The sequence below is a fragment of the Chitinophaga skermanii genome (assembly GCF_003259335.1).
Taxonomy (GTDB): domain Bacteria; phylum Bacteroidota; class Bacteroidia; order Chitinophagales; family Chitinophagaceae; genus Chitinophaga; species Chitinophaga skermanii.
The window spans coordinates 436,652-462,864 of sequence record NZ_QLLL01000004.1; the positions used below are offsets into that span (position 1 = coordinate 436,652).

The following is a 26,213-nucleotide window of genomic DNA, read 5'->3' on the forward strand; positions in this document are numbered from 1 at the left end:
TTGATGTGCCGAAATGCACGATTTCTTTACACGTAACGGCTGCATGGGATATATTTTATTGTTATATTTATAGAAAGTGAACATCATTTAATGGGAAAGGTCAGAAAACTGCAATTCAAGCTCACGAACCATTTCGGAGAGGTTGTTACCATTGCTATGGAACCAGAAGGCGAAGTGTATTATCTCCAAGAACATGAAACCATTCTCGTTACATTGTATGGTGAAGACAATCCTACCGTCAACTTTAAAGTCACCGAAAAAGACAGCCACTATGTAATTCATATTTACCCGGAAAAAGGAGAGTACGAATTAGAAAAGATCATCGATGAAGATGATGATGACGAAGATGAATTTTAAAATAACCAGTATGAAAAATCCACAGTTCACCATCCACAACGAATTAAAGCAAGAGTTACCCATTGTGCTGGCACCTACCTCCTTGCTCTACGAATTACCGCCGCAACACGCCTTACTCATCGAAATGCAAGGCGAACTAAGTCCTACTTTCGAACTAACGATCGAACGCGATATCTTCGGTATGCAGTTAACGCTAACACCCGATAATGGCGATTATGAAATTATTGATGAAATAGCAAAGAACGAAAAGTAAAACTGCCCAAGTAGATACTTAGGCAGTATAGAATACATGCTAACGTTTATATGCTAACAATCTTAGTGCGTTAAATACAACAATAAGGGTAGATCCTTCATGTGCAATTACCGCGGGGCCGATTGTAGCGATACCAAAAATGGTACATGGTATCAGCAAGGCCACAACACCTAGGCTGATCACTAAGTTTTGCTTGATAATCTTTTTTGCTTGTCGACTTAACCCGATGGCAAATGGTAACAACGAGAGATTATCTCCCATTAGTGCTATGTCGGCAGTTTCTAGTGCTACATCACTACCGGCTGCTCCCATGGCTATGCCTACAGTACTATTCGCCATCGCGGGCGCATCATTCACTCCATCACCTACCATAGCCACTTTCTGCTCTTCTTTCATGAGTTGTTGAATGGCGCTTACCTTGTCTGCCGGTAATAAACCGCCCATGGCTACTTGGATTCCTGTTTCTGCTGCAACGGCTTCGGCTACTTGTTGATTGTCGCCCGTAAGCATCACCATCTTTTGTATACCTACTTGTTGCAGGGCCGCTATAGCAGCTTTCGCTTCTTTTCGCGGGGTGTCCATCACTGCAATGATACCAATATATTCTTCATTTCGCAAAACCACCATCGTGGTGTTGCCACTTTTTTCCAATGCTTTTACTTGTGTTTGTACATCGCCAGGCGCTGTTTGATTGAACAAGGCAAGGTTGCCAATCATGATCGTATCGTTGTTAAGCGTGGCTTTGATACCTTTGCCCAATACGGCTTCCATGTTGTGTGCAACGGGAATGTTAGTGCCTGCTAAACGGGTACGACCATCGCGCACAATGGCTTTCGCAATAGGGTGATCACTCAAGGCTTCTACGGCAACAACAATTTTCAATAATTCTTCTTCCGTTAAATTTATCAAGGGAACGATCTGTGTTAACTTAGGTTTGCCTTCTGTAAGGGTACCGGTTTTGTCGAAAGCCAAGGCTTTTAAGCTACCGAGGTCTTCCAACGGGCGCCCACCTTTAATCAATACACCCATCCTCGCGGCACGCGCAACACCACTTAATACGGCACTAGGTGTAGAGATGGCCAAAGCACAAGGACTCGCAGCCACCAATACCGACATGGCTCGGTAAAAGCTTTCGTTAAACGTTTCATCGCGTACCAAGAATACAAAGCACAACAACGTGACTAATACTAATACAAACGGCACAAAAATGCGCTCAAACTTATCCGTAAACTGTTGCGTGGGCGACTTCTGTGTTTGCGCTTCATTCACCATTTGTACTAAGCGCGATAAGGTAGAATCCTTTGCCTCTTTTATTACGCGTACTTCAATGGAATCATTCCCATTAATAGTACCTGCATACACTTTATACTGATCGTCGAGTTGTGCGGCCGTTTCTATATTGAAATCAACTTGCTCGTAAGCATGTTTATCTACCGGGATGCTTTCGCCTGTAATAGGTGCTTGGTTTATGCTGCTGCTACCTTTGATGATAATGCCATCGGCAGCAATTTTAGTATTGGGTTTGATGATAATTACATCTCCTTTATTCAGCGAGGTAATATCGACTTCTTTCATACCATCGCCCGTTTTCAAGAACGCTGTTTTAGGCGCTAATGCGGTTAGCGCGGCGATAGATTTTCTCGCTTTCTCCATGGCGAAATGTTCCAACGCATGCCCTAAGCTAAATAAGAACAAGAGCAACGCACCTTCCACCCAATTCCCCAAAATGGCAGCACCAATAGCCGCAACGAGCATTAAGAAATCAATTTCAAACCCGCCTTTGCGTATGGTTTGTACTGCTTCGGTAGCTGTAAAGAAACCACCAAAGAAATAAGCGGCGATATATAGAATGAATGGAACAATTGTAGGTATGCCTGGCAGGAAAGATAACCCAAATCCTATGCCCAGCATGGCACCACACAGTAAGCTGAAAATTAATTCTGTTCGTTCCCCAAAAATGCCTCCATGCTGGTGATTGTGATCGTGCCCTTCATGGTGATGTTCTTCCCCATGTTCGTGGTCGTGATCATGTGCATGATCGTGTGCTTTTGTAGGTACAGCAGTGATGGTTAAACCTTCTTTGCGTAAGAGATCGTATACCGTTTCATCGTGTAATTCCGTAGCGTCGGTTTCAACAAATACCATCCCGGCCGCCGAAACAGATACCGACAATACACCGCGCAGTTTACGAATAGCCGCTTCCAATAAACGCGTTTGGCGTTGATGACGGATTCCTTTCACGGGGATGAGTAAATGATGGTAACGGTCGAGTATTTCGGCACCCGCTTGTTGGGCCATTTTCTCTACACGATCTACGGTAATAATAGCCGGGTTGTAGTGGAAACACAATTGCGCTTTATTCTCCCCGGAACCGGGTACAATATGTACTTTCTCAATACCTTGCCTGCCCGTAAGCGCATGAATAATTCTTTCTACGCAAGCATCCTTTTCGCTGGGCACCCCGGGTAAAACGAGGTCGATATTAATTGTAAGCTTTTCCATACGGTTTGTATAAAAATGAGCATTAGTGAGGATGTCCTTCTTCGCCGGTATTATTCATTTTTGCCAGCACGAAGAAGGCGCCTTTGACTACGATTTTTGCATCTGCAGGGATGTTCTTCAACAAAGTGATTTCCGTATAGCCTACATCGCTCGTTCCTTTCGCTACGGGAATCTTTTCAAATGTAACAGAAGTACCGGCGGCAGGTGCAGTTGGTGCATGATCGTGATCGTGTGGTTCGGCACTATGATCATGATCTTCCTTTTTCGCATCGTGGTGCTCGTCTTCTTTATGTGGATCGGTTACCACGAAAATGTAATCTTGTCCTTGGAAGGTAACAATTGCATCGGAAGGTACAGCAGGCACGGTTACTTGGTTCAAGCTTACAACGGCTGTTACGTTCATACCATCTATTAAGCCTGTTTTATCACCTTTTACGCGCGAGTGTACGTTAATCGCCTTGCTTTCGCCTTCAAACGACGAGCCCAGTGAATAGATTTCTGCATCGTATTCCTTGCCCGGGTTATTGGTTAAGGTGAAGTGAATGATTTGGTTATTCTTCAACTTCGGCAAATCCTTTTCATATACAAATAAGTCGAGATGAAGTTGACTATTATCTACCACTTCTGCAATGGGTGTAGTTACATCTACATAGGTTCCCAACTTCACCGTAACACTACTTACTACGCCACCAATAGGACTGCGTACGGCCAATACAGTTTGTAATTTGCCGTTGGTGAGCTGGGCTGGGTTAATACCCATTAATTGTAACGATTGTGTAAGGGCATTCCTCCTCGTACGCAAGTTCTTTAACTCAGTTTCCGCGGCTTGTAAGTTCTTCAATGCCCCGGCATTGCCTTCATTCAGTTCCTTTTGGCGGTTGAATTCCAATTCCGCTAGGTTTATTCTTGAAGCAAGGCTGATATATTCTTCCTGTGTTTGGAGGAAACTGGGGTTCGCCAAAGTGGCAATTACTTGTCCTTTTTTAACGATATTCCCCGGTTGTATGAGCAAGGTTTGTACAACGCCGCTATACAATGAATTAATATGGGCTTTATTCTGGTTGGGTACTTGCAGCACACCGGTAGCCTTTAAGGAGGCTGTTAATTGTTTTTCTTCGATATGCCCTGTTTCAATCCCAATACTTTTAATTTGCTCGGCAGTAAGCGTAGTAGTATTAGGGTTTTCATGTTCTTCGTGTTGTGCTTCTTCTTCTTTCATTTCCTTTGAAGGAGTAGATTGACAAGCACCGAATAACAAGAAAGCCGGGAGTACGAAGTATATAATAGCGTTACGTTTCATCGTAAGTAGATTAGTCATTATTGATTGATGAAATAATTGTATTGAATAATGGCTTGGTTATAAGCATTGAGTTGATCGAGATGGTTGCGTTGCATGGTAATAGCTTGTGAAAGGAATTGCGATAACTCCGCGAAGCTAATTTCCCCCGACCTATACGCCAAGCTAGACGCTTTAATAATCGCTGCCGCTTGTTCTAAGCCCGTAGATTCGTAGAAACGTAGCAACTGCTCGTTCTTCATCACGTTTTGTACAGCTTGCAATTTTGCCGTATTAAACTGCTGCATACCATAATCAAACTTTTTCTGCTCTACCGCCATTTCCAATTCCGCAGCTTTCACCTTGTGTTTCGAGGCACCCATGCTGGCCAATGGAATGGACGTTGTTACCGAGAATCCACTGAATGGATCTTTCATGCCGTATAAACGTTGACTAAAAAACCTCCCCGAAAACTCTGGTAAGTTCTCATTCTTCGCTACCACGATACCTGCTTGTGCTACATTCACCGTTTGCTGTTGCATAGCAAGGGCGGGGTGGAGGCTATCGGCAGAAGAAAGATTGAATAACATTTTTTCCAATGGTTGTTGCAAGGGTAGAATAGCCTCTTGTGTATTCAGCAATTGCGCTAAGCTTTGTTGTTGAACTTGGATATCGTTTTTTGTTTGCTCGATAAACGCTTCCATTTCCCGCATGCGTGCAATGGCGGAAATACTATCTAACCCGGGGCTATCGCCGGTTTTAACTTTTAACCTAGCGGCGTTACTCATAGATTTATAAATACTATCGAGCTTGCTGAATAGTAGTTGTTTATCTTGCAAATACCACAGCTCGTAATAAGCCGCCCGCACATCGCGTTTCACATCGGCATCGATCAACGATTGGTTCATTTGTAAGTACGTAGCTTGTGCTTTGAACACGTTCTTCTGTGCTTTATACAAACCTGGCCAAGCTACGCTTTGCGATAACCCGATCTTCAAAATACCGCGTGAATCTGTAGGGCGATAATCCTCGTTCTCTGCGAATATGCCCGTTTTAGGAAGCATGCCGGCAGCCCGGGTTTGCGCCTTGTTTTGCGCTTGTGCTTGTTGGTTAATACCGTATTGCAAATTCTGTTTCGCCATTTGTAGTACTTCATCCAGCGGTAACCGCTTGCTTTGTGCTTGGCTTGTACCAGCACTGCCCACCAAGATCAATAATGTAATAATCGCTGTAATGGGTTTTAATGGCGCAGATGATTTTTTTTGGAACATGATATAGAGTAATGGCAATACAATTAAAGTAAGGAAGGTAGCCGTGAATAGTCCCCCGATTACGACCGTTGCTAAAGGCTTTTGCACCTCGGCACCGGCACCTGTAGATAAGGCCATGGGTATAAACCCGAAGGAAGCAACGGTGGCCGTCATTAACACGGGGCGCAAACGAATACGTGTACCTTCTTTCACCCTTTCAATTACATCTTGGATGCCTTCTTTTTGTAATTGGTTAAACGTACTAATTAACACAATACCATTCAATACCGCTACGCCAAACAAAGCAATAAAACCTACACCTGCCGATATACTAAAAGGCATACCGCGCAGCAATAAAGCCAGCACACCACCAATGGCACTCATGGGTATGGCGGTGAAAATAAGGAGTGATTCTTTTAAGGAATTGAAGGTGAAATAAAGCAGTACGAAAATCAACCCCAAGGCCACCGGCACAGCAATTTGTAACCGTGTACTGGCTTCTTGCAGGTTCTCGAACGTACCGCCTACGGTGTAATAATACCCACCGGGTAATATGTTAGCTGTACTTAATTTCTCTTGAATGTCTTTCACTACGCTTTGTACATCGCGATCTTTTACATTGAAGCCTACCACAATTCTTCGTTTTCCCTCTTCGCGGGAAATTTGCGAAGGACCTTCTTTGAAGCTAACGGTAGCTACTTGCGATAAAGGTACTTGTAAGCCGCTGGGAGTGGTAACGAATAGGTTATTTACATCGTCGATAGAGGCACGGTGTGCACTATCTAGGCGAACCACTAAATCAAATTTCCTCTCGTTCTCAAACACTACACCCGCAGCCTCACCGGCGAAGGCCGTGCTAATGGTACGGTTAATATCATCGATGTTCATACCATACCCTGCAATACGATCACGATCGTACGTAATGGTAATTTGCGGTAAGCCTGTTGTACGTTCTATTTGCGGTGCTGTGGCGCCTTTTACAGATTGAATAATGGTAGAAATCTTTGGTGCAATAGCGGCTAGTGTATCAATGTTTTCGCCGAATACTTTAATGGCTACGTCTTGGCGAACACCTGTCATAAGCTCATTAAAACGCATTTGAATGGGTTGGTTGGCTTCGAAGAAAACACCGGGTATTGTAGACAGCCTATCTAAAATTTTATTGGCAAGTTCATCGTAGCTTTTAGTGGTGGTCCATTCTTTTTTCGGTTTCAGTACAATGATTAAGTCGGAAGCTTCCGGCGGCATGGGATCGGTGGGCACTTCGGCGCTACCGGTTTTACCCACTACCATTTTTACCTCTGGGAACTCGCGTATGAGCCGGCTCGCTTGCATAGAGGTTTCGATACTTTGACTGAGGGAAGTACCTTGTGGTAATATACAGTGAAAGGCAAAATCGCCTTCTTCTAACTGGGGAATGAATTCACCACCCATGTTTTTGAATAGGATAATGGTTACACCAAACACGGCCACCGTTGCAATTATTATTGCTTTACGGGTGCGGATAGCCCAGTTTAATACCGGTGCATATTTCCTGTGAAGGAAGTGCATCATGCGGTCGGAGAAAGTAGGGGTTTGTTTGAGTTGTTTGGGTAAGAACAGGGCCGACATCATGGGGATGTATGTTAGCGATAATATCAATGCTCCCAAAATAGCAAAGCCTACTGTTTGCGCCATCGGGCGGAACATCTTGCCTTCAATACCCACCAAGGTAAGGATTGGAATGTACACGATGAGGATAATGATTTCACCAAAGGCTGCACTATTCCTAATTTTAGAAGCCGATAAGAACACTTCTTCATCCATTTCCGCTTGGGTTAACCGGTGGGTCGATTTACGTAATCCCAAGTGATGCAAGGTAGCTTCAACAATAATCACAGCTCCGTCTACAATCAACCCGAAATCAATTGCGCCTAAACTCATCAAATTTGCACTTACACCAAAGGTGTGCATCATGCCTAGTGCAAATAACATGGCCAAGGGAATGGCGGAGGCTACAATTAAGCCTGCGCGCAAATTACCCAAGAAAACCACCAGTACGAAAATGACAATCAACGCACCTTCCACCAAGTTTGTTTTAACGGTATTTACAGCACGATCTACGAGGCTGGTACGATCTAAGAAGGGTTCAATTATAACATCTTCCGGGAGCGAGCGCTTAATGGTTTCCATTTTTTCCTTTACACGTTTCACCACCGCCGCGCTATTCGATCCTTTCAACATCATTACAATACCTCCCACTACTTCTTTTTCGCCGTTGTACGTAACAGCACCGTAGCGTACGGCATTGCCTAATCGAACTTCAGCAACATCTCTTATTAGTACTGGAATACCATTGATGTTTTTGATCACGATTTTATTGATGTCGTTCATGTTGCCCACTAAACCAATACCCCTAATGAAATAGGCATTCGGTTTTTTATCGATGTAAGCGCCGCCTGTGTTGCTATTGTTCTTCTCCAAGGCGGTAAATATCTCGGGGATGGTTACGTTCAAGGCATTCAAACGGGCCGGGTTTAAGGCTACTTCATATTGTTTTAAAAGGCCGCCGAAGCTGTTTACTTCCGCTACTCCTTTCGTACCGTATAATTGCCGCGCTACGATCCAATCTTGCATGGTACGTAGGTCCATCGCGGAGTATTTATTTTCGGCACCTTTCTTCGGGTGAATCACGTATTGGTATACCTCGCCTAAGCCCGTACTTACAGGTGCCAGCTCGGGTTTACCAATACCTGCCGGTATTTTCTCTTCGGCTTCTTTCAACTTTTCGTTGATAAGTTGCCTAGCGAAATAGATATCTACTTTATCATCGAATACAACAGTAATCACCGATAAGCCGAATCTACTAATCGAGCGCATTTCTTCGAGGTCGGGCAGGTTGGCAAGACTTTGTTCAATAGGATACGTGACCAATTGTTCCGTTTCTTGCGCGGCAAGCGTAGGTGTAACGGTAATAATTTGTACTTGGTTATTAGTGATGTCGGGTACGGCATCTACAGGTAAACGGCTCGCGCTCCATAGGCCCCAAATAATAAGAGCAACGGTCATAAGCGCGATAACGAGTTTATATCGTATCGAGAATTGAATAATTTTATTCAGCATAATTAAATCTGTAATAGGAGCATAGCATTCACAGCATGCACGCACAACAACGCGTAAGCGAAGCCATACAAGTATGCGTGTAATTCCTTCGGAAAGTAGCCAAATGGGCTATTCCAAGCAGTAAATAAGTAAATGTGACATTAAGCGGCTAACTGGGGCGGTTGCCAAATGGGAAGAGCGATTTCGGTGATATCGCCAATGTAGTAGGCAGTATAATTATGTTCACGTTCTTTCGGCGCTACTGCTTGCATCATACACTTCGTGTACAACAAGCAAGTAGGCGAGTTCGTGCAACAAGTACAAATACAAAACGGCGAGCAAGCATCTTCATGCGCATGATCAGTTGTATCGGTTACTTTCACAATGTTGGTAGCCGCTACATTCGTTTTTGCAACAGCATTATCCATGCACGGCAATATGCTGAGCAGGAGAATGAGGCAAGCGAATATGTAAGCGACAAATTTCATTATTGCAAATGTATGTAAACGAATACAAATTTATAAAAGGAATATAGCAACCCCGTTGCAGTTTGAAAACAAAGAGGGCTATATCATTCGTTTATTATTGAGATAATGTTTGATAGAAAGAAGTTCTAATCTCTTGTAGCAAAGCTTCTGCCACAGCCTCATTCGGCGCATCGGGCAACCCAGATTGTTCGTACAGTGCCGGTAAACGCGCTAGTTTTTCTTCTGCCATCTGCAACAGCGTATCATATTCAAATGCACCACTGCGAATGCTTAGAAAGAAGTCACGATCGTGCCTATATACCTGTATCTTCTTTTCTAGTGCAATTTCTTCCGCCATCTGCAACAAGCGGAAGGTGTGCATCATGTTTTTACTATCGTAGTTTTTCCCGTGTTGCAAAGTATTTTCGAAGCGCGCTTCGTTGCGTTTATCTACCCATTCCCAATATTGTAAATATTGCTTACAATGTATCGTATAAGCGTCTTTATTAAATTGTAAATAGGTGAGGGGTGTTGCTCCTTTTGGAATAGAGCTGAGGCTCACCGCGTTGGAATTGTCTTTCGCGATTATGCCGGAGAAGTGTACCGGTTCTTCGAATTGACTTTTATGAAATAGGTTGTACGTTTCGCGGAAGTTGGGAAGGGTCGACAGGCCACAATCTTCTTGCTTCAAATTTCTTACTTGCAACCATTCTTCTACAGGCATGCTACGGTGCCCTTCTACAACGAAACAAAATTGCAAAGGTGTTTTCCTATCAACGGGTTGCGGGTTATGAATTTGTTTATTCAAACCATAAGCTTTCTTGATTTGCATTTTCGCATAGCCGGCAAAAGTATCTAAGCAGCGCATCGATAGAAAATCGCTCGCTTGTATACGGTGCATCAAAGGATGTTTGAATATCGTAGTATGTGCAGGTGTGGCCAGCAATTCTAAAATATTAGGATTGTTGGTTACTAATAGTTCCATAAAGCGGCCTATTTCGAAGTAGGTTTCGTCGTTCGTGCTATTAGATACTTGCGGCGTGTAATGCAAACCGAAAAATTCGGGTTGCGGTAGTATGTAAATACCTTTGTAATCTGTGTCGGAGTTAGGTACTTGTAAGTTATATGCATTGCTTCCGCTGATACACTTTAGCAAAAGGTATTGGGGGGAAGCTTGAAGCGATTCGTAGGTCATGCTGTAATGTATTGTCTGAATAATGCATCCAATTCTTCCGCTGTATTGTACTTAGGAGGAATAGATTTGGATTTTTCGTTGCAATAGTGGATGGTTTCTCTGATCCAATTTTGCCAAAAGGCGATGGGGGCAATGGTGCTTTTTTCGTTGGCCGCTACTTTTTGCGCGGTGAGCGAAGCGGCTTCATGTAACCAAGTTTGATCGCTGATTTGGGTGATCAACTCCCCGAATTCCATCGGTGGTACACCCCCCTTGTCGGCTATCCATAGGGCGGCCAGCAAAGGACGTAATGCGTAATAGTACTTCTTAATACGCACCTGTTCGCCTTGCAGGTGTTGTTCAAAAGTATTGTTGGCCATGGAAATATAATGATGTAGCCCTGCCCGTTCGGAAAAGTACTTGGACATCAAGCTGCGTAAATCTTCTACGAGGCTGGTTGATTGGCGATATATAATGGGCGACTGTAACCATTCATACAAAGGAGCATTCGATTTTAAAAAGAGTTGCAATGCTTTGCGAAGGTCCCAACCGCTGATATCGAGTACTTCGTTAACGGGGAGTTCTAGTACATCTTTTCTATCGAGAATGCTTACGTATGTTTCATACGGTTGTTTGTAAATGAACCGTACATCATAATCACTATCTTCCGATGCGAAGCCCCAAGCGCGGCTACCCGATTCGCAAACATATAAGAGCGTAATGTGATGGTCGTGTACGAGTTGATCCAGGTGTTGTTGTATACTTTCTTGTATCATGGGATTAGGTTAAATGTTAGCCTTGCAAGATAATGTAAAAAATGCCGTCCATCAAAGCGGGGGTTGCGTTTTTATGAAATTAGATTTATCTTGTTCATTCGTAGTTGTTGTACACAACTATATTTTAAAACAGATTGATATGCAGAAAAAATTCCTCGTTTTAGGTTTGGGTTGCATGCTAGCGATGGGTGGTGTTACACCGGCAGTTGCTGCAAACACAAATACCGCATTTGCCGTAACCGGTGTGAAAGAAGCGAAAGATTTAATTGGTAGATGGGATATTACAGTGAACGAAGATGGCAAAGAAGCGCCTTCTTGGTTAGAAGTAAAATTATCTGGCTACCGTACGTTGGTGGGATATTTCGTAGGTTCTTCAGGCAGTGCGCGCCCTGTATCGAAGGTTGAATTCGATAACGGGAAGTTCAAGTTCAGCATCCCGCCACAATGGGAAAACGGGAAGAATGATGTGGTTGTAGAAGGTGAATTAACCAGTACTGGCATCCAAGGTACCCTTGTTACCAGCGAAGGCAAAACCTACACTTGGAAAGGGGTAAAAGCACCTTATTTGAAACGCGTTGTTGCTCCGAAATGGGGTAAAGCCATCAACTTATTCAATGGGAAAGATTTAACCGGTTGGAAAATTGCCCCTAAGAACCAATGGGAGGTAAAGGATGGTATTCTTACCAGTGCTAAATCTGGTGTGAACCTTGTTTCTGAAGAGAAGTTCACCGATTTTAAACTGCATGTAGAGTTCCGTTATAAAAAAGGTAGCAATAGTGGTGTTTACTTAAGAGGTCGTTACGAAGTACAAATCGAAGATAGCCCGAAAGATGCGCATCCTTCGAATGTTTTGTATAGTGGTATTTACGGTTTCTTAACACCGAGCGAAATCAATTCACTGGGACCCGACCAATGGCAATCATACGATATTACCTTGGTGGGTAGAATGGTAACCGTGGTGGTGAATGGTAAAACCGTGATTAGTAACCAAGAAATACCGGGTATTACAGGTGGTGCATTGGATGCTAACGAAGGTGAACCAGGCCCAATCTATATCCAAGGCGATCACGGTCCGATCGAGTTCCGCAAGATTGTATTAACACCGGCAGTAAATAAGTAATTATTTATATACAATATTCACTAGGCCCCAGCAAGCTGTATGCTTAGCTGGGGCTTTTTTGTGCTCTCATGATGTACGATAGTGTACAAAAACTGTCATACTTAGCACGTATTCCATATGAAACCTATTTTTGCCTAATTTTGCAGCTCTAGTTTAAAATCCGTAAGCACCTGTGCCGTCGTAGGTTTACGGGAGTATGTCATGATGAATCACATTTTTAGCACGCTACGATCTCCCATTACCATGGTGGCGATCGCTAGTTTTATACTATTCGGCAGTAAGGCCTATGCACAACAACCCGTGGTAGATACATTACCAGGGCAAGACACGAGCGTAGTTACTTCTACAATTGTTCCTGCACAAGATTCCATTGTGCCGGTGCAACAAGCTATTTCCCATCCCCAAGATTCGGCGATCTATTACCGCCTGAATAAGAAGTTTTTTGTGAGTATTTGGGATGATGCGAAATACACGGTTACCCGCCCGCTGCACTGGGATAAAAAGGATGTAACGAAATTTACCGTTATTCTTGGCTTAACCACCGCCTTAGCGGCCAGCGATTACGAAATCAAGCAATTTTTTATTACGCACCGCGCCAATGCTTATACGAGTGTAGTAAGGCAAGTAGAGCCTTTCGGCAATGCTTATGGCCCCTATTTAGTGGGGGGTATGTACCTTGCTGGGGTTATTGCAAAAGATCGTCGTTTAGAAAGCGCGGGCTTAATGGCAGCTAAATCCTTGGTCATTTCTACGGCCATTTACGCTACGATTAAGAGCGTGGTACGCAGAGGGCGCCCCAGTTACTTCGATTCACCGTTTAACTTCAATGCGCCGGGTAGCAATGATAAACGCTTTACCTCGTTCCCATCGGGTCATAGTAATACCATTATGACGGTAGCTACCGCTATCGCGGAATCGTATGGGAAGGATCATAAATGGGTACCTTGGGTATGTTATGGTATTGCCGGCTTAACGGGGATTTCCCGGTTGTACGACAATCGCCATTGGAGTAGTGATGTGTTAATTGGAATGTCGTTGGGTCACTTCGTAACAAAGAGCGTATTCCGTCATCACCGGGAACAAGAGAAAAAGCGGGCTTTACAGTTGAAATTGATGTAATATTAACGTAGTGAATATAACAGGAAAGGCTGTTTCTACCAGGTAGAGGCAGCCTTTCTTATTTCCAGTGAATTGCGCATTTGGCCTATTGAGTATTATGATTGCGACAAGTTAGCTAATAGCCAAGCATGATAATACAGTTATATAAGTGATCATCAAGTGATTACTAGGGGAAAGCCGATGTAAATACGATGTAAATACGATGTACATACGATCTAAATACGATCAAACTACATGGAATTACATGGTAGTTACATGAAAACTACATGGAATTAGCTTAGAAATTACATGGTAGCTACATGGTTGGTACATGGAAGGAGCTTGGCGGCACCTTAGAAATTACTTAGAAGGATTGTACTACTTACGAACAAGTTATAGGGAAGGTAAGGTTGAATATACTATTAGTATAAGGTACTTATTGGGAAAACATGGGATAAGCATGGAGATATAATCTACCATCAACTTACTAGGCTATTTATTGCAGTTGTGTATGGTTAGAAAAATTATCAAAATATTGTGCGTTGTATTATGCAAAGCTGGAAAATATTGCATCATGTAATAGATAGTAGGAAATACTGCAGAAGCAAAACTAACATGTCAACCAGTTGTGAAGGATGGAATTTGTGAAGGTGGTCGATGTTTCTACTATCTAGCATTGTTGTAGGTGAACTTCTTCAACCGGTGTTACTGGCAGCATTGGGAACTAGGGGTACAAGTTACTTCTAAAGGCTGCTAGTACGATGCAGAAGATGGGTAAGTTGCAATGATGATATATAGAAGGTAGAACGTCGACCACCTTATAATGATACTGTTGATGTGTCAATAATTAGTGTATCCATTTTTTCAAACATGCATAAAAAACACCGCCGGAAATTTCTTTCTGGCGGTTGTTGTTTTATTAGTTCTTCGTGAAAACGAGTTGTTCGTTACTGCTTTCATTATCGTCCTTTAGCGTAATCTTCGTGGTGGATACTTCTACAATTACCCAATCGTCGGTTAATTCACCCAGTGGTTTGTTACTGTCGGTTTTTACACCAAAATCGATGTTGTAACGGCGATTGCTATTGCCGAAGCTCCAAGTGCCGTTTTTAGTGATAGCGTCTTTCATGGCGGTGGCTGTACCGCCTCTATTGAAAGTAAAGGTGTAGCCATTGAATTTGCTCGTGTTGTTTTCGCCTCTTTCGGAGAAGAGTGTTACACGCCATGTGCCGCTAGTTGGGGCCGCCGTGTTTACGGGTGGCGTGCTATTGTCGTCGCTTTTGCTACAAGCAGTGCATAGAAATGCTGTAAGAAATGCGCTGGAGATAAGCCATTTTTTGATCATGGTACTGAAGTTGGTGAATGTTAGTAATACGTAATAATCGATACATGCGTTGCCTTGCGGTTGACTAAAAATAGGCAAAAAACAGGCTCATTATTTTTATACACTTATTATTTACAATGATTATCAAGCTGTTTCAAAAGAAAAAATTCTTTTCGTCTTGTGAACCCTCCACCTTAAATCGTGTTATCTAATACAATTGTACCCAACCCTAAGCATACAATCCAGCAATAAAATTACACCTACTTACCAAAATCGACGACCTGGAAAGTGTTTTTGTACCTATTTGAAAGTTACAAGCAGGCATGGTAAGACCCTTTTTTCGCACCAGGCAAATGGTGTGCATGTATGATTTTCTGTTGACTAAAAATATGGCTATGTGCAAAAGCACCTTATCACTATGGCGTAAAACTTTACTCTGTTTATTTATTTTATTATTCACCCAACAAGCAGTACGTGCCCAGTTCACGTTACGGGAGAGTTTTGGTGATAATACCTTAACCTCTCCAAGGATTATACTAGGTGGTAGTGCGCAATTAACGGCTGCTGCTGGTATTGACCCTTTGGGGGCAGGATGGCTACGACTAACAGGGGATTCCACCAACCAAGTAGGCTATTGTTATGTAAATGAAAGCTTCCCATCGAACCTAGGTTTGTTCGTGGAGTTTGAATATACTGCATGGGCACCTTCTACGCGGCCAGAGGCAGATGGTTTTGCCGTTTACTTATTTGATGCCGCATATGGCCCGGGAACGTTTCAGATTGGACAGGATGGAGGCGCTTTAGGGTATGGTGAGGTAGATAAAGCAACACATCCTACAGGCTGGTCATTAGGCCCGGGGCTTACGGGTGGTTATATTGGTGTAGGGTTAGATGAATTTGGTAACTACTCTGTTAAACAAACCGTGAATGATAATCTTTCTAAAGGTTTTTTACCCCATACAATTGCTGTAAGGGGTACAACAGCTAATCATACACCTTATTTAGCGGGAACAGGTGCAAATTTAGGAGGAACTGTGTATGCTGGTCAGAAGATTAGTTATGGTACGCCTATCGCTACGCGACCCAGTTCCGATAACTTTTACCGGAAGGTGCAAGTACTAATTGAGAAGGTAGGTGCTAATTACCAGCTCACCGTTAGCATGCAATTCTCGCAATCGGGTAGTATGAATAAAGTATTTGGCCCCATTCTATTAAGTGATCCTCCACCGGCGAATTTGAAAGTGGGGTTTGCTGCATCCACGGGGTTATATACTAACAACCACGAGATTAAGAATTTATATGTTACCACGCCTGGTGCTATTCATACAGAAAAGAGTGGCCCGGTGGTAATTACTAACCGGGATTCGGTTGTATATAATGTAGGGGTATTTAATGATAGCCCTAGTCCTATTCCTAATATCCCGGTAACCGATACTTTGCCTACTTGGTTTACTGCACAAAATGTAAGCTTCAACAACAACGGTTATATAAGTAACACCTACGATGGTAATGGCTCCATTGTGGGAAATGTTTTTAGAGGAGGAACGGTGAATTTGCAAGCCTATAGTAGAGGTACGTTCCGGTTTGCAGGCAGAATGGTGTTTACTGATAGTATTCCTCGTATTATTAAAAACCTTGCCTATAGTAAATCGCCTACAGGCTTCAGTGATCCCGATGCCAGCAACGATACTTCGGTTACTTACGCTTACCGTAAACCGGTTTTACAAGTACCTAGTACAACTGTAAATATATGTAGTGGTACGCCTACCCCCATCAATTTACAAACGTTACATAATGCTACGATTAGCTGGACAGCCAGTGTTACCGCCGGAACGGTAGGAGGTGTGGCAAATGGTAGCGCAGTAGCATCTAGTACAGGCACCTATACATTTGCACCTACTTTAACGAATACGGGCACCACTGTAGGAACCGTGGTGTATACTTTTACGCCTTCTTATACTTATACTTCCCCGGATGATGGTTCTTCCGTGGTGGTGAATGGTGAGCCGGTAAGGGTAACTTATACGGTACAACCGCAAAATCAGCCAATGGCTTTACCGGGTGTAACAGTATGTTCGGGCGATTCTATTCCACCTAGAACATTTACAAGTCCTATTGCCGGTACTACCTTCTCGTGGACTAATAATAATACAAGCATTGGCTTACCGGGCAGTGGTTCAGGTGCTACTGTGCCTGGGTTTGTGGCCATTAATAATGGCAATGCCCCGGTTATAGCGAAAATAGCTGTTACTACTTCTGCCGCGGGATGTAATACAACCGATACATTAACCATTACTGTTAATCCATTACCGAAATCCAGTTTTGCTGTTAACCAAGCTTCGCAATGTTTAACAGGTAATTCGTTTGTATTTACCAATACAACCGCTGGTACGAATGCTACCTATGTTTGGGATTTTGGCGATGGAACAACTTCAACAGCTACATCACCTACACATAGTTACACCACTACAGGCGATTTCATTGTTAAGTTAGTTAGCACGAACGGCAATGGTTGTAAAGATTCTATCGCAAGAACAGTGACGGTAAATATTACGCCGCAAGTGAGTTTTGTGTACGCTATCATTTCTCCTAATAGTAATAATGTATTCCAGTTCACCAATAAAACCGTCATTACTCCACCAGAAGATACGGGTGTAGTATACTTCTGGGACTTTGGTGATGGTATAAGCAGTACGCTAGAAAATCCTAGTCATACTTATACTACCAATGGTACATATACCGTTCGTTTAACCGTTACAACGCGCTCTGGCTGTTCGGCTAGTGCTTCGGAAACCATTGTAGTGACTATTGATCCGAATGTAAATGGGAAGTTTACAATTAACCAAAGTGAGCAATGCCTAACAGGTAATAACTTCGTATTCACCAATACTACCACGGTTACACCGGGCACAACAATTGCCGGGTATGAATGGAACTTTGGTGACAATACGGCTATTTCTACGGTTACTAGTCCTTCTCATGTATACGCAACAGCAGGTACTTACGTGGTTACTTTAACGGTGATTACTACAACTGGTTATAGGCAAACTGTTACCCAAACAGTAGTCGTAAAACCGGTACCAACAGTGGTGAAACCTGCGGATCAAATATTGTGTGTAGGGCAACCAACAACGGCGATTAATTTCACGGGTAGTGTTCCTGGTACCATGTACAACTGGGTGAATTCGAATCCTGCAATTGGTGTGGCTGCTAGTGGAAGTGGAAACATTCCTTCCTTCACTACCACCAATTCAACACAAAGCAACAGTGTAGCAACCTTTACTGTTACACCAAGTTTTGATGGTTGTATTGGCGCTGCGCAAACATTTACCATCACAGTAAAACCTAGTCCTCGTGTAAATCCAACAGCCGACCAAGCGCTTTGTGCCGGGGGTACTACGCAAGCGGTGGCCTTCACTAGTGCCGTACAAAATACCACCTTTAGCTGGACGAATAGCAATACGACAACTGGTTTACAGACTTCAGGAACCGGTAATATCGCGGCATTTACAGCTATTAATACAGGTGCCACTAGTATTACATCTTCGGTTATTGTACAAGCAGCAGCTGCGGGTTGTACAGGTACGCGTGATACTTTTAATATTACGGTATATCCTATTCCTGTATTAAACAACTCGTTAACACCAACCCCTATTTGTGATAATTCTGTATTTAGTTATGAACCTACCAGCGGTACACCTGGTGCCACTTTCACATGGCAGCGCGATGCTGTGCCGGGTATTTCAAATGCAACGGCAAGTGGAACAGGTAACCCACGTGAGTTACTAGATAATACAACGGATTCCGTAGTAACCGTAACTTATAGATTTACAATTACTGCGAATGGCTGTAGCAACGTGCAGTTAGTACGACTTGGGGTACGACCTACACCAACCCTCAGTACTAATTTAACACCAGCCGCTATTTGTTCTGGTAATCCATTCTACTATGAACCTGGTTCTGGAACGCCTAATACTACCTTCACATGGACGCGTAACGCTGTGCCTGGTATTGCAAACCCTGCATCGAGTGGAGTAGGTATAATTGATGAACGATTAGTGAATACGACCGATGGACCTATAAATGTGTTTTATACTTATTTATTGAACGCAAACGGTTGTGGTGGAACAGGAAATGTGACAGTTACCGTGAAACCATTGCCTGTATTAACTTCAACAACTACGCCAGCTGCTGTATGTGCAGGAACTCCATTTGTTTATTCGCCTACAGCGAGTTTGCCAGGCACTACGTTTGCTTGGAGCAGGGCAGCTATAGCAGGTGTTAGTAACCCCGCAGCGAGCGGTGTGAATGGTATAAATGAAACGTTGCAAATTACAGACCAGGCTAGTCACCAAGTACCATATGTATACACCTTAACGGCTAATGCATGTAGTAATACGGATACTGTATTTGCACAGGTACAGCCATTACCTGCTTTACAATTAACCATTAACGACACCACGCAATGTTTGCAAGGCAATAATTTTGTGTTTACGAACACTAGTGCTGTGAGTGGCGCAACGTATACATGGAATTTTGGCGATGGTGAAACAGCCACCACGGCGAATGCCACGCATGCTTATAAATTGGCCGGTACTTACACGGTTACTTTGCGCGGTATAACAGCCGCTGGATGTACAGCAGTGGTAAGTCGTACCGTAGTAGTGTATAATTCACCGGTAGCGGGATTTGTATACAATATAATTTCTCCTAATTCGAATGATGAATTCCAATTCACCAATACTTCTAGTAGTAGTGCCGGTACATTAACGTATGCTTGGGATTTTGGAGATGGCGCTACTAGCACTTTGAAAGATCCTACGCATTTGTATGCAGATAGCGGCATTTATGTAGTGCGTTTAACGGTAACAAACCAGCAAGGTTGTACCGCTACTGTTACTAGTCAAATACGCGTAACGAAATACCAAAATGTAGTAGCAGGATTTGACGTAACTCCAGATGCGCAATGTTTAACAGGCAATAATTTTGTATTCAATAATACCACAACAGCAGCCGGTGGAGCGTCTGTGGCTAGTTACTTATGGGAATTTGGCGATGGTACATCTAGTACTTTAGCAAATCCAACACACACGTATACCAGTAGTGGAACTTACACCGTGATATTAACGGTAACAGGTAGTAATGGATTTGTGGATGCGGTTTCGAAATCGGTTACTGTTTTACCAACACCTGTTATTGCACCGGTAACTAATCAAACATTGTGTAACGGGGCTACTTCAAACAACATCAACTTCAATGCTAGTCCTACCGCCGCTACCTTTACATGGACAAATAATACGCCAAGTATCGGTTTGCCGGCTTCAGGTAATGATAACATCTCGCCCTTTACTGTGGTGAATACAGGTACTACACCTGTAATCGCTACAATTACTTTAACACCACGCCTCTTTAGTTGTACAGGTACAGCAGAAACATTTACTATTACTGTATTACCAACACCAACCGTAAGTGGTTTTGCAGATCAAACAGTTTGTAACGGCGCGCAAGTGCCAGCTACTAACTTTACAAGTACCGTGACAGGTATAACATTTAGTTGGACGAATGATAATACACGTATTGGTTTAGCTGCATCTGGTAGCGGTAGTATAACAGCCTTTACAGGAGTGAATACGAGTGCTTCACCAGAAATAGCTACCATTAAAGTAACACCAAGAGGCGGTACATGTGCAGGAGCGGAACAACAATACACCATTACCGTTCAACCTACACCTATTTTAACAAGTAGCTTGCAAGGTGGTACTATTTGTAGCAATGCAACCTTTAATTATACACCAAGTAGTAATACGACCGGTGTTATATATAATTGGACAAGAGCTGCTGTAAGTGGCATCAGTAATGCTAGTGGAAGTGGAGTAGGGAATATTAGTGAAACATTGGTGAATACAACGAATGCACGAATAGCCGTGACGTATGTATATACTTTATCATCGAATGGTTGTGTGAATCCTACAACTTATAATGTGGTAGTGAATGTAGATCCAACGCCTGTGTTAAGTAGTAGTTTAATACCGGCAGGTATTTGTTCAGGAGCAGAATTTAACTATTCCCCAAGTAGTGTAACGAATGGGGCTACATTTAGTTGGAGCCGTGCTGCCATAGCTGGTATCAGTAATCCAGCAGCATCTGGTGTAAATAATCCGAACGAGGTATTGATCAATACTACGAATGCGCCTATTACAGTGGTGTATCAGTATACTATTACTGCAAATGGTTGTAGTAATGTGCAGCAAGTGAGTGTTGTGGTAAGTCCAATACCAGGCACTGCATTTACCATCAATAACGCGGTACAGTGTTTACAGGGCAATAGTTTCGTCTTTACAAACACAACTACTGGTAGTGGTACATTAACGTATGCATGGGATTTTGGTGATGGTAAAACAGCCACTACTGCAAATGCCACCCATACTTATACTGCGGAGGGTACTTATGATGTTACCTTAAAAGTGACTGGGAATGAAGGATGTGCAACTTCAACAGTTGTTAATCAAGTGAGAGTGGACCCAGTACCATCACCGAACTTTACATTTATGTCTGATCCATTTGGTTCAACCAAAACGTTTGAATTTACCAATAATTCAACGATTAGTAATGGTACCTTATCGTATGTTTGGAATTTTGGTGATGGAACAACTAGCACTGATGAAAATCCAACACATACATATGCTGCACAGGGTAATTACAATGTGCGCTTAACCGTTACTGAAACATCGAACGGTACATCTTGTGCTGCATATATACAGAAGACATTGGTAATTATAGATGATCCTAACGTGGTTGCTAGGATAGATGTCAATACAACATCACAGTGTTTGAAAGACAATATATTTGTTTTCAGCGGATTTGCTTCTACTGCTACAAACCCGATAGTTGTTTATAACTGGGATTTTGGAGATGGAACAACTGCGCTTGGTATGAATCCAACACACACCTACGCAGCTGCGGGTAATTATACTGTAGAGTTAGCGGTGATAGACGATATGGGTAATGTGAATATAGCAACTGTGTCATTAATTGTAAATGCAACACCAGTTGTAACAGGATTACGAAATATAACGGTTTGTAATGGCAGTACTGTAAATCAAATTAATTTCTCAGGAACACCCAATACAATTTTCACATGGAGTAATACATTTGCGGCGATAGGGTTGCCTACTTCTGGAACCGACTTTATACCGTCATTTGTTGCTACAAATACCACGCAAGCGCCACTTGCTTCATTTATTAATGTTACGCCTACCTTACAAGGATGTCCAGGAGAAGCGCGATCATTCCTTATTACGGTGAATCCGACAACAACAGTGAATACCGTATCAAACCAAGTTAAATGTAACGGTGAAACAGTAGCCGCCATTAATTTTACAAGTCCTGTTGCTGGCACAACATATACTTGGGTGAATGATAATACTAGAATTGGACTGAATGCGAGCGGTACCGGTAATATTGCATCATTTACCGGTATTAATACAGGTAATACTACGGAAGTGGCTAATATTACCATAACCCCGGTTATTAATGGTTGTGTAGGTACAGCATCAACATTCACCATCACAATTCATCCAACACCTATCATGAATAGTAATAATGATGCAGGAGTAATTTGTAGTGGAGAAACCTTTACTTATACACCAAGTAGCCTTGTTGCTGTTGCCTCCTTTAATTGGACGAGGGCTTCCATACCAGGCATATCTAACCCGGCTGCTACAGGAACGGGCAATGTAAGCGAGGTGTTGGTAAATACAACTACGGCACCAATCGACGTGGTTTATGCCTATACGGCTTCCGCAAATGGATGTGCTAATACAGTACCTTATAATGTTAAGGTGCGTGTATTGCCATCACCAGTATTAAGCAGTAGTGTAACCCCAACGGCGATTTGTTCTGGTACGATGTTGAATTATTCACCAACTTCAGCGATAAGTGGCGTTACATTTAGCTGGTCGCGTGCAGCAGTAGCGGGCATTAGTAATGGAGCAGCCAGCGGAACGGGTAACCCGAATGAAATATTAACCAATACAACTAGTTTGCCGGTTAATGTTGTGTATCAATATACTTTAGCAGCGAATGGTTGTACAAATACACAGCAAGTAACGGTAACGGTTCTTCCATTACCAACGGTAGGATTTACTATTAATAATGATCCGCAATGTATTACGGGTAATAACTACGAGTTTACCAATACTTCTAACATTGGCAGTGGTACCTTAACGTATACTTGGGATTTGGGAGATGGTACTATTTTAACTACGCAGAATGCAACGCATGCTTACCAAGCCGATGGCCAGTATAATGTGGTGTTAACTGCTACCAGCAGTGATGGTTGTGCGAGTGAAGCCTACCGTGAAACTATAACGGTATTGCCATCGCCGGTAGCTGGATTTACTTACCGCATTATAGCACCGAACTCGAATGATGAATACCAGTTTATATCAACAGTTACGCGTATACGGAAAGGTACATTAACTACCTATCATTGGATGTTTGGTGATGGTACAGAAAGCTTTGAACAGAATCCAATGCATACCTACCAAAATAGTGGCTTATATATCGTTACGTTAATGGTAACGGCCGATAATGGTTGTACAAGCGTGGCACGTAATACAATTACTGTAACTAAGAACCCGAACGTGGTAGCGAAGTTTGATATTAATCCAATTACAGCTTGTTTACCAGGTAATTTATTTGCGTTCACCAATACCTCCACTATTACGGGAGGAGTAACGGTAATTGGTGCTACATGGGATTTTGGTGATGGTACTACGAGTACAGATGCTAATCCAACGCATACGTACGCCGCGGCAGGTGTATATACGGTTACTTTATCAGTAGAAACGTCGACCGGGTTTATTTCCGAGGCAACTCGTACCGTGCAAGTTTTTGCGGTACCTACTATTACAGTGCCGAGCAACACGGTGGTGTGTGCAAATGAAAGTGTAACCATCCCAAGCTTTGCAGGAACTATTACAGCGGCTACATATACGTGGACGAATGATAATCCAGCCATAGGTTTAAGTGCCGGTGGTACAGGTAATATTCCCATCTTCACGGCCACCAATACAAGTAATGTTCCTATTACTGCTACTATAACAGTTATTGCAACTGAAAATAATTGTAGTAGTGCACCAAGTACATTTACGATTACTGTAAATCCTGTTCCTGCGGTAAACCCTGTAGCTAGTCAAACACTTTGCGCAGGCGCTACTACAACGGCTGTTAACTTTAGTGGACCAGTAGCGGGTACTACTTACAGTTGGACTAATTCTAATCCAACTATTGGTTTGCCGGGATCGGGTACGGGTAATATCCCGGCCTTCGCTACACCACCACTTAACAAGTCGTTACTAGTTGCGACCATAACGGTAACACCTACTGCAAATGGTTGTACAGGAGCGCCGATTTCTTTCCAATATACGATTGACCCAGCACCAGGCTTAACAAGCACCTTAACACCAAGTGCTATTTGTAGTGCTACGCCGTTGAATTATATTCCAACAAGCAACGAACCAAGTGCTACGTTTACTTGGACACGTGCAGCGGTACCCGGTATAAGTAACCCAGCAGCAACTGGAACTGGCAATATCGCGGAAACCTTAATCAATACTACTGCACAACCTGTTACGGTGAACTATATTTATACAGTACGTGCCACTGGTTGTAGTGCCACTACGGCCACTGTTAGTGTTGTAGTTAAACCACAACCTACATTAAGTAGCACCACAACACCGCCAAGTATTTGTAATAACACGGTATTTGATTATGCACCAACAGCAAATGTTCCAGGCGCACAAATTACATGGCAACGAAATGCCTTCTCATCTTTGGCGAATCCAGCAGCTAGCGGTACTGGTAATCCAAATGAAATATTAGAGAATGTAACAACGGATATTGCCCGTGCTATTTATTCTTTCACTGTAAATGCTGATGGTTGTGTTAGTTCGCAGAATGTGGTAGTAGTTGTTGCACCAAGCTTACGATTAAGCAGTGAAACACAACTGGCACCTATCTGTTCTGGTACAAGCTTAACATACGAAGGCAAAACTGCGACGCCAGGTGCTACCTTAACATGGAGAAGAGAAGCGATACCTGGTATTAGTAACCCGGCATCAAGTGGTACTGGTAATATTATGGAAACGTTGATGAATACTACGAATGCACCGGTGGAAATTGTATATACATATAGTGTTAGTTTCATAAATTGTACCGATACGCAGCAAGTACGCATTACGGTAAACCCGGCTGCTAGCTTAGTAAGCACATTGGCCGACCAGGTACTTTGCGGTGGAGCAACGGCGCCAGCTGTACCATTGCGAGGAGCGGTGCCAGGTACGATGTTTACATGGACGAACAGTAATGAAAATACAGGTTTAGGCGCGAGTGGTAGCGGCGATGTGCCAAGCTTTATGGCAAGTACAGGGTTTGATCGTGCTGTGAATGGCAGGGTATCCATTTCAGCGACTACACCGGAAGGTTGTAGGTTGTTGGAACCAGCGGGGTATAATGTTACTGTGAATCCAACACCTGCAGGTACGATACTAACACCGAAGGGTACTTATATCTGTGAAGGCTTTAGTCTTCCATTAATTACCTCTGGAGGTAATGCTTACCAATGGTATAAAAATGATGTACTGATTAACGGCGCCACCAATGCGGTATATGAAGCCACTGATAGCGGAACTTACAGCGTGTCTATTTTCACCTTGGCAGGATGTAGTGCAGATAAAGTAGGCAACGTGAAAATTTCGAGTGTTGCGAAGCCTGTGGCTAGCTTTACATTCGATCGGTATTGCGAAGGCATCCCGGTAACCTTTACAAATACATCGCAAGTACAAGATACGATGGATGTATTGTACAGTTGGGTAGATAATGCAGGACATGCAAGTACATTAAAATCTCCAACATTCACGTATAACAATGGCGGTTCGTACATGGTACAGTTGAAAGTAACACCTATGAGCTGTCCATTATTAGCCGATTCTGTAGCGAAGAATATAGTAATTGATGTACCGGTTGCCGGTATGATATTACCAACCGTGAATACAACACCGAATGTTCCAACATTGCTAAATGCACGTAATATTGGCAATACCAGTTGGGCATGGACACCGACTACCGGCTTAAGTAACCCGGCGATTCAAAATCCTACCGCTACGCTTACACAAACACAGCTATACCGTATTACGATGGAAATGCCGAGCGGTTGTGTTACAACAGATTCATTGCAAGTGCGTGTATTAGGCAACGACGATATATACATTCCGAATGTGATTTCACCGAATGGCGATGGTAAGAATGATCGTTGGGTAATTGTAGGCCTTGAAAGATACCCGAATTCGCATGTATCTATTTATAACCGTTGGGGTAACCAAGTGTATGAGAATAAGAGTTATGATAACAGCTGGACGGGTGATGGCTTATTAGAAAGTACATATTATTATGTGCTGAAACTTCGATTACAAACGGGAGAAATTAAGATTTATAAAGGCTATATACAATTGATCAGGTAATACAGGATTAGAT

At 42.9% G+C, this 26,213-nt stretch carries 12 protein-coding genes; 5 read left to right on the forward strand and 7 right to left on the reverse strand.

Features of this window, described 5'->3' with window-relative positions:
* Nucleotides 1-90 precede the first annotated feature (90 nt).
* Both LX64_RS12485 and LX64_RS12490 read left to right on the forward strand, forming a co-directional pair.
* The gene (locus LX64_RS12485; RefSeq protein ID WP_111597981.1) at nt 91-357 is read left to right on the forward strand and encodes a hypothetical protein; all 267 of its coding nucleotides are present in this window, start codon (nt 91-93) and stop codon (nt 355-357) included.
* 10 nt (nt 358-367) lie between these two features.
* Nucleotides 368-610, forward strand: coding sequence for a hypothetical protein (locus LX64_RS12490; protein WP_111597982.1), 243 nt, complete (start codon nt 368-370; stop codon nt 608-610).
* 39 nt (nt 611-649) lie between these two features.
* Here the strand turns inward: LX64_RS12490 and LX64_RS12495 are convergent, their stop codons facing one another.
* The 6 genes from LX64_RS12495 to LX64_RS12520 form a co-directional block, all read right to left on the reverse strand.
* Nucleotides 650-3,112: a heavy metal translocating P-type ATPase gene (locus LX64_RS12495; protein ID WP_111597983.1), complete on the reverse strand. Its 2,463-nt coding sequence runs from the start codon at nt 3,110-3,112 to the stop codon at nt 650-652.
* 22 nt (nt 3,113-3,134) lie between these two features.
* Entirely contained in the window at nt 3,135-4,412 is a 1,278-nt protein-coding gene (locus LX64_RS12500) for an efflux RND transporter periplasmic adaptor subunit (RefSeq protein ID WP_111597984.1), read from the reverse strand.
* A 17-nt stretch (nt 4,413-4,429) separates the two neighbouring features.
* Nucleotides 4,430-8,740 carry a CusA/CzcA family heavy metal efflux RND transporter gene (locus LX64_RS12505; RefSeq protein ID WP_111597985.1) on the reverse strand — a complete coding sequence of 1,437 codons (4,311 nt, stop codon included), beginning with the start codon at nt 8,738-8,740 and terminating at the stop codon, nt 4,430-4,432.
* Between the two features lie 140 nt (nt 8,741-8,880).
* Nucleotides 8,881-9,207, reverse strand: a complete 327-nt coding sequence (locus LX64_RS12510) for a DUF6660 family protein (protein WP_148707297.1) — start codon at nt 9,205-9,207, stop codon at nt 8,881-8,883.
* Nucleotides 9,208-9,301: 94 nt separating this feature from the next.
* A complete protein-coding gene (locus LX64_RS12515; protein ID WP_111597987.1) occupies nt 9,302-10,381 on the reverse strand; it encodes a DNA polymerase beta superfamily protein in 1,080 nt (359 codons plus the stop codon).
* Complete coding sequence (locus LX64_RS12520; RefSeq protein ID WP_111597988.1) at nt 10,378-11,136, reverse strand: nucleotidyltransferase domain-containing protein; 759 nt, start codon at nt 11,134-11,136, stop codon at nt 10,378-10,380. Before LX64_RS12520 ends, LX64_RS12515 begins: the two co-directional genes overlap by 4 nt.
* Nucleotides 11,137-11,275: 139 nt before the next feature.
* Here LX64_RS12520 and LX64_RS12525 point away from each other — a divergent pair, with 139 nt between their 5' ends.
* Nucleotides 11,276-12,256: a 3-keto-disaccharide hydrolase gene (locus LX64_RS12525; protein WP_111598157.1), complete on the forward strand. Its 981-nt coding sequence runs from the start codon at nt 11,276-11,278 to the stop codon at nt 12,254-12,256.
* A gap of 201 nt (nt 12,257-12,457) precedes the next feature.
* Complete coding sequence (locus LX64_RS12530) at nt 12,458-13,375, forward strand: phosphatase PAP2 family protein (protein ID WP_111597989.1); 918 nt, start codon at nt 12,458-12,460, stop codon at nt 13,373-13,375.
* Between the two features lie 898 nt (nt 13,376-14,273).
* Here LX64_RS12530 and LX64_RS12535 read toward each other — a convergent pair.
* On the reverse strand, nt 14,274-14,777 hold the full coding sequence (locus LX64_RS12535) for a hypothetical protein (RefSeq protein WP_111597990.1): 504 nt from the start codon (nt 14,775-14,777) through the stop codon (nt 14,274-14,276).
* Between the two features lie 296 nt (nt 14,778-15,073).
* On the opposite strand from LX64_RS12535, the gene LX64_RS26265 reads away from it, so the two are divergent.
* A complete protein-coding gene (locus tag LX64_RS26265) occupies nt 15,074-26,200 on the forward strand; it encodes a PKD domain-containing protein (RefSeq protein ID WP_158538605.1) in 11,127 nt (3,708 codons plus the stop codon).
* The last annotated feature ends 13 nt before the right edge of the window (nt 26,201-26,213 follow it).

Bases quoted from the DNA above. Each gene is read 5' to 3' on its own strand.
- LX64_RS12490 (WP_111597982.1), top strand. From the start codon at position 368: ATGAAAAATCCACAGTTCACCATCCACAACGAATTAAAGCAAGAGTTA.
- LX64_RS12530 (WP_111597989.1), top strand. From the start codon at position 12,458: ATGATGAATCACATTTTTAGCACGCTACGATCTCCCATTACCATGGTG.
- LX64_RS12520 (WP_111597988.1), bottom strand. From the start codon at position 11,136: ATGATACAAGAAAGTATACAACAACACCTGGATCAACTCGTACACGAC.
- LX64_RS12485 (WP_111597981.1), top strand. From the start codon at position 91: ATGGGAAAGGTCAGAAAACTGCAATTCAAGCTCACGAACCATTTCGGA.
- LX64_RS12510 (WP_148707297.1), bottom strand. From the start codon at position 9,207: ATGAAATTTGTCGCTTACATATTCGCTTGCCTCATTCTCCTGCTCAGC.
- LX64_RS12495 (WP_111597983.1), bottom strand. From the start codon at position 3,112: ATGGAAAAGCTTACAATTAATATCGACCTCGTTTTACCCGGGGTGCCC.
- LX64_RS12515 (WP_111597987.1), bottom strand. From the start codon at position 10,381: ATGACCTACGAATCGCTTCAAGCTTCCCCCCAATACCTTTTGCTAAAG.
- LX64_RS12505 (WP_111597985.1), bottom strand. From the start codon at position 8,740: ATGCTGAATAAAATTATTCAATTCTCGATACGATATAAACTCGTTATC.
- LX64_RS12500 (WP_111597984.1), bottom strand. From the start codon at position 4,412: ATGAAACGTAACGCTATTATATACTTCGTACTCCCGGCTTTCTTGTTA.
- LX64_RS12525 (WP_111598157.1), top strand. From the start codon at position 11,276: ATGCAGAAAAAATTCCTCGTTTTAGGTTTGGGTTGCATGCTAGCGATG.
- LX64_RS26265 (WP_158538605.1), top strand. From the start codon at position 15,074: ATGTGCAAAAGCACCTTATCACTATGGCGTAAAACTTTACTCTGTTTA.